The 10,095-nt window shown below is 72.4% G+C and carries 10 protein-coding genes; 3 read left to right on the top strand and 7 right to left on the bottom strand.

What is annotated here, in order from left to right:
• Window positions 1-1,487, bottom strand: a 1,487-nt coding sequence (locus AC1MIR_RS03295; protein WP_480026757.1) for a diguanylate cyclase domain-containing protein, incomplete at its 3' end; no start/stop codon positions are given.
• 9 nt (window positions 1,488-1,496) lie between these two features.
• The gene (locus AC1MIR_RS03290) at window positions 1,497-1,991 is read right to left on the bottom strand and encodes a putative pterin-binding protein (protein WP_480026756.1); all 495 of its coding nucleotides are present in this window, start codon (window positions 1,989-1,991) and stop codon (window positions 1,497-1,499) included.
• Between the two features lie 138 nt (window positions 1,992-2,129).
• Between AC1MIR_RS03290 and AC1MIR_RS03285 the strand changes: the two genes are divergently transcribed.
• The 3 genes from AC1MIR_RS03285 (at window position 2,130) to AC1MIR_RS03275 (ending at window position 4,465) form a co-directional block, all read left to right on the top strand.
• On the top strand, window positions 2,130-2,888 hold the full coding sequence (locus AC1MIR_RS03285; RefSeq protein WP_480026755.1) for an ABC transporter ATP-binding protein: 759 nt from the start codon (window positions 2,130-2,132) through the stop codon (window positions 2,886-2,888).
• Between the two features lie 128 nt (window positions 2,889-3,016).
• Entirely contained in the window at window positions 3,017-3,784 is a 768-nt protein-coding gene (locus AC1MIR_RS03280) for an ABC transporter permease (protein ID WP_480026754.1), read from the top strand.
• A gap of 45 nt (window positions 3,785-3,829) precedes the next feature.
• Window positions 3,830-4,465, top strand: coding sequence for a histidine phosphatase family protein (locus AC1MIR_RS03275; protein ID WP_480026753.1), 636 nt, complete (start codon window positions 3,830-3,832; stop codon window positions 4,463-4,465).
• Between the two features lie 75 nt (window positions 4,466-4,540).
• On the opposite strand, the gene AC1MIR_RS03270 is transcribed toward AC1MIR_RS03275, so the two are convergent.
• From AC1MIR_RS03270 to AC1MIR_RS03250, 5 genes are all read right to left on the bottom strand, one after another.
• Window positions 4,541-5,548, bottom strand: a complete 1,008-nt coding sequence (locus AC1MIR_RS03270; protein ID WP_480026752.1) for a DUF808 domain-containing protein — start codon at window positions 5,546-5,548, stop codon at window positions 4,541-4,543.
• Between the two features lie 9 nt (window positions 5,549-5,557).
• Window positions 5,558-7,105, bottom strand: coding sequence for a UxaA family hydrolase (locus AC1MIR_RS03265; RefSeq protein ID WP_480026751.1), 1,548 nt, complete (start codon window positions 7,103-7,105; stop codon window positions 5,558-5,560).
• 76 nt (window positions 7,106-7,181) lie between these two features.
• Window positions 7,182-8,609 (bottom strand): enolase-like domain-containing protein, encoded by a 1,428-nt coding sequence (locus AC1MIR_RS03260; protein ID WP_480026750.1) that lies wholly within the window; start codon window positions 8,607-8,609, stop codon window positions 7,182-7,184.
• Entirely contained in the window at window positions 8,609-9,427 is an 819-nt protein-coding gene (locus tag AC1MIR_RS03255; protein WP_480026749.1) for a sugar phosphate isomerase/epimerase family protein, read from the bottom strand. The genes AC1MIR_RS03260 and AC1MIR_RS03255 overlap by 1 nt, the downstream gene beginning before the upstream one ends.
• Window positions 9,427-10,095, bottom strand: a 669-nt coding sequence (locus AC1MIR_RS03250) for a Gfo/Idh/MocA family protein (protein ID WP_480026748.1), incomplete at its 5' end; no start/stop codon positions are given. The genes AC1MIR_RS03250 and AC1MIR_RS03255, both read right to left, overlap by 1 nt.

The raw sequence follows: 10,095 nt of genomic DNA, 5'->3' as shown, positions 1-10,095 counted from the left end.
GGCGCCCCCCCCCCGCCCCGCCCCCGCCCGCCGGACTCGCCGCCATCGCGCGCGATGTCCGCGCGCTGCAGCAGCGCCTCCGCCGTGGTGCCGTGCAGCGGCGCCAGCGCGGTCCCGACCGAGCCGCCGCTGCGCAGCGTGTAGCCGGCGATGCGGAAGGGGCGCGACAGCGCCTGCACCAGCCTTGCCGCCGTCTCCGCTGCCTCCTCGGGTCCGGCGATGTCGGGCTGGATCACGGCGAATTCGTCGCCGCCGAGCCGCGCCAGCACGTCGCCGGCGCGCAGCGTGGACGCCATGCGGGTCGCCGCCGCCACCAGCAGCTGGTCGCCCACCGGATGGCCAAGGCTGTCGTTCACGCCCTTGAAGTCGTCGAGGTCGAGGCAGTGCACCGCGACCATCCGCCGCAGCCGCTCCGGCGCCAGCGCCTCCCGCAGGCGCTCGGCGAAGAGCACGCGGTTGGGCAGGCCGGTCAGCACGTCATGCTCGGCGAGGAAGCGGATGCGCGCATCGGCCTCGCGCCGCTCGCTGACATCGAGCCCGACCGAGACGACGCGCACCACCTGCTTGCCGCCGGCCAGCACGGGTGCGGCCGTGGTCATCAGCGTGCGCCGGCCGCCATCGGGGGTCGCGACCTCCCGCGCGGCGGCGCCGCGCGCCTCGCCGGCGGCGAGCACGGCGGCGGCATCCTGTTCCAGCCAGGGTGCGGCGCCGATCTCGGCGGCGCTGCGGCCGATCAGCGCATGGTCCGGGCCGGGCGGCGCGAAGATGTCGCGCGCCGCGCCATTGGCCAGCACGACGCGGCCATCGGCATCCACCGCCGTCACCGCCACCGGCAGCGCATCCACCAGCACGCGCAGCGTCCGCTCGGTCTCCTCAGCGCGCCGCATGCCGCGTCGCAGCAGCGCCATCAGCAGCGCGGAGCTCAGCGCGATGCCGAGGATGCAGGCGGTGAAGATCAGCGACAGGCGCGACGCGCTGGCCTGCGCCCGCGTCACGGCCTCCGCCCGGTCGGTGTGCAGCGTCACGTTCAGGCGCGTCAGCCGCTGCTCCACCGCGTCGAGCACCGCGCCGATCCGCGCCCGTGCCGCGGCATCGTCCAGGTGGAAGCCGAGGATGTCTCCCTCGATCGCCTCCAGCGATTCCAGCAGCCCCGCGACCATGTCGAGCCGGCCGTGCAGCGCATCGGCCGATTCCGCATTGTCCGGCGTCATCAGCGCGATGCGGCTCAGCAGGATCTCGTAGCGGTCGAGCAGCGTGTCCTCGGTCGCGGCGGCGTCCGGCTCGCCGATGCGCAGCAGCACGCTGCGCGTGCGATGCAGCTCCACCAGCGCCTGGCTGCTGTACCAGACCGAGATGCGCTGCGTCTGCGCCTCGAGCTTGAACTGCTGCACCGCCTGCTGCAGCGCGATCCCGACGGAGGCGGCGAAGAGCAGCGCCGCGGCCGCGCCGAGCAGCAGCGGCGCGCGGCGGCGCAGCGGGCTTGGCATCGCGCGGGATCAGGCGATCGTGATCGTCCGGATCTGCCAGATGGACCGCTCGCGCACCAGCGCGACATCGAGATCGGGCCGCTGCGACCAGGGGAAGATCATCCAGACCGGCCCGCGGTCGCGGATGCGCAACGGCTCGTCCTCCTCCCGCGTCGCGAGGAAGGCGCCGTGCTGCAGGAGCTCAGGCACCGGCGCGGTGATGGCGTAGTCGTTGAGCGCCTCCGCGCGCAGCATCTGCCCCTGCGCCCCGACATGCTGGAGCAGCCGCGCCAACGGCACGCCGGTGAAGCGGCGCGGCGCATTGCCCGTCCATGCGGTCCGCGTGACGAGGTCGGCGCGGCCGAGCGCCTCGAGCCCGGCAAGGTCGAAGCGCATCCCCTCGGCCGCGCCAATGCGGCCCGTCACCTGCAGGATCGGCCGCGCCCGCGGCGCACCATCGGCCTGCGCAAGGGCCGGCAGCGCGGCGGTCAGCACGGGCAGCGCGAGAAATCGGCGGCGAAGCATGGTCCTGTCCCCTGTGGCGCGGACCGCCCGGCGCGGCCCCGGCGCAGGATGCGGCGCGCGATTGAAGTTCGGGTTAACCCGCGGCGTCCGGGCGGCACCCGGTTGCGGCCGCCCTGCCGGCTCGCCTATGCCGGCGCGATGACCGCCACCCCCGCACTCCGCGTCGAGGCGCTGAGCAAACGCTACAGGCCCGATGCGCCGCCGGCCGTGGCCGACCTCTCCTTCGAGATGGCGCGCGGCGCCACCTGGGGGCTGCTCGGCGGCAACGGCGCGGGCAAGACCACCACCATCGCCATGCTGCTCGGCCTGCTGGTGCCGACATCCGGGCGCATCCTGGCGCTCGGTCACGACATGGCGACCGACCGCTTCGCCGCCCTGGCGCGGATGAACTTTTCGTCCCCGTACGTAGCGCTGCCGCACCGGCTCAGCGTGGCGGAGAATCTCCGCGTCTATGCGCATCTCTACGGCGTGCGGCGGGCCGAGGCGCGCATCCGCGAGCTGGCGGAGCAACTGCAGCTGACCGAGCTGCTGGACCGCCCGGCGGGCGAGCTTTCCGCCGGGCAGAAGACGCGCGTCGCCCTGGCCAAGGCGCTGGTCAACCGTCCGGAATTGCTCCTGCTCGACGAGCCGACCGCGAGCCTCGACCCCGACACCGGCGACTGGGTGCGCAGCTGGCTCGAGCGCTACCGGGCCGAGACCGGCTGCGCGATCCTGCTCGCCAGCCACAACATGGGGGAGGTCGAACGCCTCTGCGACCACGTGCTGATGCTCAAGCAGGGGCGCGTGGTGGACCAGGGCAGCCCGGCCGCGCTGCTGCAACGCTACGGCCGCGACGACCTGGAGGAGGTTTTCCTGGACATCGCGCGCGACCGTCAGCGGGTCGAGGGCATGGCATGAGTACGCCGGAGGACTCTCTCTCCCGCGAGGCGGGGGAGGGTGGCCGCGCAGCGGCCGGGTGGGGGCCGCAAGCCCTCGCGCTGCGTCACGCCGCAGGCGTGCTGTCCGCACGACGCATCTGGGGCCTGATGTATCGCCACCTCGCGCTCTACCGCCGCTCCTGGCCGCGGCTGATCGAGCTGATGTACTGGCCGGTGCTGCAGATGATCGTCTGGGGCTTCGTTACCGCCTATCTCGCCGGGGTGCAGAACAACGTCGCCAGCGTGGCCGCCGGCGTGCTGCTCGGCGGCGTGCTGCTGTGGGAGGTCGCGATCCGCAGCCAGATGGGCTTCGCCATCTCCTTCCTCGAGGAGATCTGGTCGCGCAACCTCGGCCATGTCTTCGTCAGCCCGGTGCGCCCGCTGGAACTCGTCGCGGGGCTGGTGGGGATGAGCATGCTGCGCATGTTCGCCGGCGTGATCCCGGCCATGCTGCTTGCCTTCGCGCTCTACGGCTTCGGGCTGTGGACGATGGGGCCGGTGCTGGTGCCGTTCTTCGCCTGCCTGATGATGATGGGCTGGGCGGTCGCGCTCGGCGTCACCGCGCTGATCCTGCGCCACGGCGCGGGGGCGGAGCCGCTGGCCTGGTCGGTGCTGTTCGGCCTGACGCCCTTCGCCGCGGTGTTCTATCCGGTCAGCGTGCTGCCGGACTGGCTGCATCCCGTCGCCTACATGATCCCCGCCGCGCATGTGTTCGAGGGGATGCGCGCCGCGCTGCTGGACGGGCGCATCGCCTGGGGCCACCTGGCGGCGGCCTTCGCGCTCGACCTGGTGTGGCTGGCGGCGATGGGCCGGCTGTTCCTCGGCCAGTTCGAGGGCGCGCGGGTGCGCGGGGCGCTGCTGAACATCGGCGAGTAGCCGCCGCCGTCCCGCCCGGTGGCTCCGGCCGAGCGGCCGCGCTACATGCCCGGCGTGAGCACCACCACCCGCCTCTTCCTCGTCCGCCACGCGCTGGTGGAGCCCTCCGCGCGGCTGACCATGTACGGCGCGATGGATGTCGGCCTGTGCGAGCTGGCGCTCCGGCAGGAAGCCGCGGCCTATCGCTGGCTCGCCGCCCGGCTGCCGCAGCCGGCCCATTGGCTGGTGACGCCGCTCTCCCGCACCCGCGCCACCGCCGCCGCGATCTTCGCCGCCGGCTACCCGGAGGCGCCGCTGCACACCGAGGCCGCGCTGATCGAGCAGCGCCTGGGCGAATGGGAGGGCCTGCCGCACGAGGCCTTCCTGGAACGCCTGCGCCATCCGCCCCACCCCTTCTGGTCCATCCATGCCGAGGAGCGGCCGCCCGGCGGCGAGAGCTTCGCCGACGTGATCGCCCGCGTCGGCCCGGCGCTGGACCGGCTGGTCGCGGCGCATGCCGGCGGCGACCTGGTGATCGTGGCGCATGGCGGCTCGATCCGCGCGGCGCTGGCCCATGCCATGGGCGTGCCCGGCCTCGCGGTCCTCAGCTTCTCGATCAGGAACCTGTCGCTGAGCCGGCTGGAGAAGATCGGCGCCGACTGGCGCGTCGCCGCGGTGAACGAGGAGCCGTTCACGCTATAGTTGGCCTCAGGCGCCGGCGCCCTCCTCCGGGGGCTTGGCTGGCGCACAGGCCGCGGGCGCGCCGGTGGCGATGCCTCATGGTGCGCGGGCCGCTTCGCGGCCGGGGGGGGGGCGGGGGGCCCCGCGGCGCCCCCCCCCCCCCCCCCCCCGCCGCGCGAGGGGCGCTATCAGGAACTGGACCAGGGGGATGATCGCGGCGCCGAGCAGGATGCCGAAGATGCCGGCCACCACCGCCTGGATCAGCCAGGCCGCGAAGCCGCCGGCGGGCAGCAATGCGTGCGAAAGATGCTGGGGGAAATGCCCGATGGACCTGAAGCCGAATTCGTCGAGGCCATGCAGCACGATGCCGCCGCCGACCCACAGCATCGCGGCCGTGCCGACCACGCCGAGAAATGCCAGGAAGGGCGGCATCCCGCGCACGATCAGGCGCCCGAGCGCCGCAATCGGCGGGCCGCCGCGGCGCGCCATCGCCGCGCCGGCGTCGTCCGCCTTCACGATCAGCGCGACCGCGCCATAGACGACGGCGGTGATGCCGATGGCGACGGCGGCCAGCACGATGGCGCGCATCACGAACGAATCCGTCTCGATGGCGGCAAGCGAGATGGCCATGATCTCGGCCGACAGGATGAAATCGGTGCGTATCGCGCCGGCGACGCGTGCATCCTCCAAGGCCTGCGGGTCCTGCGGCGCGACGCCGACCTCCTTTTCGTGCGCATGGGCGGCGTGCGGGAACAGCTTCTCCCAGACCTTCTCCGCGCCCTCGTAACAGAGGAAGGCGCCGCCCAGCATCAGCAGCGGCATGATCACCCAGGGTGCGAAGGCGCTCAGCGCCAACGCTGCCGGCAGCAGGAAAACGAGCTTGTTCCGCAGCGAGCCGATGGCGATCTTCTTGACGATCGGGATCTCCCGTGCCGCGGCGAAGCCGACCACGTAGCGCGGCGTCACCGCGGCATCGTCGATGACGACGCCGGCGGCTTTCGCACCCGCCTTGGCCGCATGCGCCGCGACATCGTCCACCGAGGCCGCCGCGATCTTGGCGATGCCGGCGATGTCGTCGAGCAGCGCGAGAAGGCCCGTCGCCATGCGACGCGCCTAGCCCGTGATGCCGATCTGCCAGGGCGCGAATTCGTGCCGCCCGACGCCGAGTTCCTCGCTCTTGCTCTTCTCGCCCGAGGCGATGCGCAGCAGCAGGTCCAGGATGCGCTCGCCCATCTCCGGCAGCGTCGCCTTCCCGTCCAGGATCTCGCCGCAATTGATGTCCATGTCGTCCTCCAGCCGGCGGAACATCGGCGTGTTGGTGGCGAGCTTCACGCTCGGCACCGGCTTGGCGCCATACATGGATCCTCGGCCCGTGGTGAAGGCGATGATGTTGGCGCCGCCGGCGATCTGCCCGGTGGCGGAGACGGGATCGAAGCCCGGCGTGTCCATGAAGACGAAGCCCCTCGCGGTGACCGGTTCGGCGTAGTGATAAACGCCCATCAGCGGGCCGGTTCCGCCCTTCATCATCGCGCCGAGCGACTTCTCGAGGATGTTGGCCAGCCCACCGGCCTGGTTGCCCGGACTGACCACGCCATTGATCTGCGTGTCGCGTCCCGCGGCGTAGACATCCTTCCACCAGCGGATGCGCTCGAGCAGTTTCTGGCCGATCTCCTGGCTGGCGGCGCGGCGCGTCAGCGTGTGCTCCACGCCATAGATCTCAGGCGTCTCCGAAAGGATGCCGGTGCCGCCATGCCGGGCCAGCAGGTCTACCGCCGCGCCGAGCGCCGGATTGGCGGTGATGGAGGAAAACCCGTCGGAGCCGCCGCATTGCAGGCCGATGCAGAGATGCGCCGCGCTGACCGTGCTGCGCGTCGCGCGGTTCGCCTCGGGCAGCATCTCCTTCACGGCGGCGATGCCGGCCTCGATGCTCTTCTTCGTGCCGCCGACTTCCTGCATGACCATGGTGCGCAGCATCGGGCCGGGTGTCAGGCCCTGGCTTTCCAGCATGGACTTGATCTGGTTGCGCTCGCAGCCGAGGCCGATCACCAGCACGCCCGCGACATTGGCGTGCTTCATGTAGCCGCCGAGGGTGCGGCGCAGCAGGTCCATCGGCTCGCCCGACAATTCCATGCCGCAGCCGGTGGAATGCGTGAAGGCGGCGACGCCGTCCACATTCGGGTACTCGGCCAGGCGTTCCTCCGTGAACCAGTCGGCAACCGCCTGGCTGACGGTGGCGGAGCAGTTCACGCTGGAGACGACCGCGATGAAGTTCCGCGTGCCCACGCGCCCATCGGCGCGCACGATGCCCTGAAACGTCTTGCGCTCGGCCTCGGGGACGGGCGCGACGGGCCGGAAGTCGCGGCCGATGGCCGGGTCGCGGTCGAATTCGCGGAACTCGATATTGTGGCCGTGCAGCATGGTGCCGGGCGGCGTGTCCGCGGCGGCGAAGCCGATGGTGACCTGGTATTTCAGCACCGGATCGCCCTTGCGCAGGTGCCGGGTGGCGATCTTGTAGCCCGCCGGCGCCTTCTCTCGGGCCACCATGTTCTCGCCCGGGATGGGCGTGCCGGGCTCGATGTCCACGCGGGCGACGACGACATTGTCATCCGGGTGCAGGCGGATGACGGGTCCGTCCATCCGCTTGGCATGCAGGTCGATCATGGCGACGCTCCTCGGCTCCTTGCGGCGCACTCTGCCCGGCCGGCGGCGCCAGGGCCAGACGGGCGGGCGGCGCCCTTCAGGGCCAGGCGGCCTTCGGCATGGGCTCCATGGCGGCGAAGTCCGGCTCGGTGGTGGCGCCGAGGCCCGGCACGTCCAGCGAGCCGATGTCGAGCACGCCATCGCGGATCGCAAGGCGCGGGCCGCGCGGCGTGTCGGCGTAGAGATCGGGATGCGCCTCCATGAAGCGGACCGCCTCGGCCTTCGGCCGGCCGGCGAAGCCGTCCACGAAATGGTGGCCGTTCCGCTCGACATGCGGCAGGCCCATCAGCGAGACCAGCGCCAGGTCCTGCTGCACGCAGACACCGGCAAGCGTCGTCAGGTCCTCGGCCGACATGAAATAGCGGTCGCGCCCTTCCGCCGCGTTCCAGGCGCGGCAGCGCGCCAGGTTGATCAGGGATCGCCAGACGCCCTTGCAGGCCTTGGAGGAGACGCCGGCATAGCCGAGCGCCTTGCCGGTGACGAAGGCGTCGAGCGGGCCGTCGCTCTCGTCGATGATCACGGGGCGCGCGGCGGCCAGCGTGCCCATGCCCGTCTCCAGCGCGCGGGCGCGCTTCACCGGCTGCTCGATGAACAGGATGGAGTTGCGCAGCTTCGCGAGCCGCGGCTCGGCCTCCATCGCGCGCCAGAGCGCCAGCGCGCCCTCGGCATCCTCGTACTGCTCGTTGCCGTCGAGGCTGGCGTGGTAGCCGCCATGCAGACGGTCGAGCACGGAGGCGATGCGCGACAGGCGCTCGACATCGGCCTTCACGTTGCCACCGACCTTCAGCTTCCAGTAGCGGTGGCGATAGGTGGCGACGACGTCTTCCAGTGTCTCGGGCAAGCCGTCATCGACGCGCTCCGTCTGGTCCGCCGCGGTGATGGGGTCCACCAGGCCCACCGTGTGGCGGGCATGGATGCGGCGCAGCGGATCGAGCGAGGCGAGCATCGCGGCGAAATCGAAGCCGGCGAGGTCGGGCAGGATGGCGTGCGGGGCCATACCGCCGATGTTGGCGCGCATGCCCGCCCAGAAGGAGACGCCCTTCGCCTTCAGCAGCGCATCCAGCATCGCGCGGTCCAGCAGCGCGCGGCCATAGCTGGCGACGAGGGGGTTGAGCTTCTCCGCGCCGCCTGCGGCCGTGACCTGCGCGTAGGTGTCGGCGAAATGGCCGAAGGCAGAGTCGGTGCCGGCGGCACGCGTCGCCTCGGTCGCGATTTCCAGCGCGCGACGAAGCTGCTGCTCGTTCTGCGCGTCGGAGAGCGCGGGGTCCTTGTCGAACCATTTCGCCGCGAGGGTTTCGGCGGCCACGCCCCAGTGCTCGGTGCCGTCCTCCAGCCGGATGCGCGCGCGCACCACGGCCTGGCGACCATGCGTGACGGTGATCACGCCGAAGCGGAAGGGCATGCGCAACCGGAAGGGCCATTCCAGGCGCTGCGTCTCGATCAGCGAAAAGCGCGGCGCGTCCATCAGGCTTGCTCCATCAGGCCGGAGAGGTAGCCGATCGCGCGCGCGGCGCAGGTCGGGCCATTCGGGAGGTAGTCGAAGGGCTCCACCGCGCAGAAGCCGCGATAGCCCGTCTCGCGCAGGGCGCGCAGCACCGGCCCGAAGCGGTCATCCCCCTGCCCCGGGCCGCGGCGGTTGCGGTCGTTCAGATGCACATGCGCGATCCAGCCGGTGGGCACGAAGCGGCGCAGCAGCGCCTCAACCGGCTCGGCCTCGCCATTGCCGGCGGCGCTGACGTCCAGCATCGTCCTGAGGCCGGGCGCGTTGATCCGCTCGACGATCGCGATGGCCTCCGCCACGGTGCGCGCCCAGTTGGTCTGGCGCGCATCCAGCGGCTCCAGGCAATAGGTCAGGCCGTGCCCTGCGGCCCAGGCGCCGGCCATCGCCATCGCCTCCTCCGCGCGCCCGGCATCGCCATCCGCCTCCACCTGGCGCTGTTTCGGCGAGCCATGCACCAGCAGCGTTGCGCCGAGATCGGCGGCGAGCCCGATCAGCCGCTGCATCACATCCAGCGTGCGGGCGCGCAGGGCGGGATCGGCGCTGGTGATGGATAGCCCGGCGGGCGCGACGAGCAGCCAGTGCAGGGAGGTGATCGGCGCGCCCTCCCCTTCCGCGATGCGGCGCAACTCCGCGCGGCGCGTGGCGGGCAGCAGGTGCGGCGCTTCGGCATCGAGGGTGAAGGGCGCGACTTCCAGCCCGGCATAGCCCAGCCCGGCGGCCAGCCGCGCCTGCTCGGCGAAGGGCAGGCCGGCGACGACCTCGTTGCACAGCGCGATGCGCATCACCCCTCCCCGACCGCGACCACGCGGCCTTCCTGCGCCGAACGCCGCGCCGCGTCCAGGATCGCCAACGGCGCAACGCCGCCTTCCTGCAGGTCCGGACCCTGCGGGATGCGCGTGCGCAGCGCGGCGATGAAGGCCTCGAGCTGCGCAGCGACGACGCCGACCGGATCGAGCGCCGGCGCCGGCACGATCTCGCGCGGCGCATGGGCGGGCAGCCAGGCGCCGCCCGGTGCGGGTTCGTGCCGGCCGCGGCGCAGCGCCAGACGCTCCGCGGCGAAGTCGAGTTCGGCGAGCGCATCCCGGCCGGCGACAGCGAGCAGCTTGCGCGTCTCTGCGCCGGGCACCACCGCGTCGTCATGTTCGCCGGGCAGGACGCAGCCGGCCTCGATGAAGCCGGTGGCGCCGGAGGGAAACAGAAGCTGGATCAGCGCCAGATCCTCGCGCCCACGGCCGAGCGGATCGGCAAGTGTCGCGAAGACGCGCGCAGGCGCCTCGCCGGCCATCCAGGGGATCAGGTCGGCGAAATGCACCGCGTCGTTCAGCAGCGCGCCGGAATCGGCGCGCGCGCGCGTGAGCCCCCCCCAGCGCGCGGGAAGGGGATGCAGCCGGCCCAACGCGCCCCCGCCGCCCAGGGCGGGCCGCGCCAGGGCCGTGGGGTGGGAGCGGAA

Source organism: Falsiroseomonas sp. RANM36, from assembly GCF_056682175.1.
Note: the sequence above shows the minus strand (reverse complement) of the source record. Positions and strands in the feature narration are given on the sequence as shown.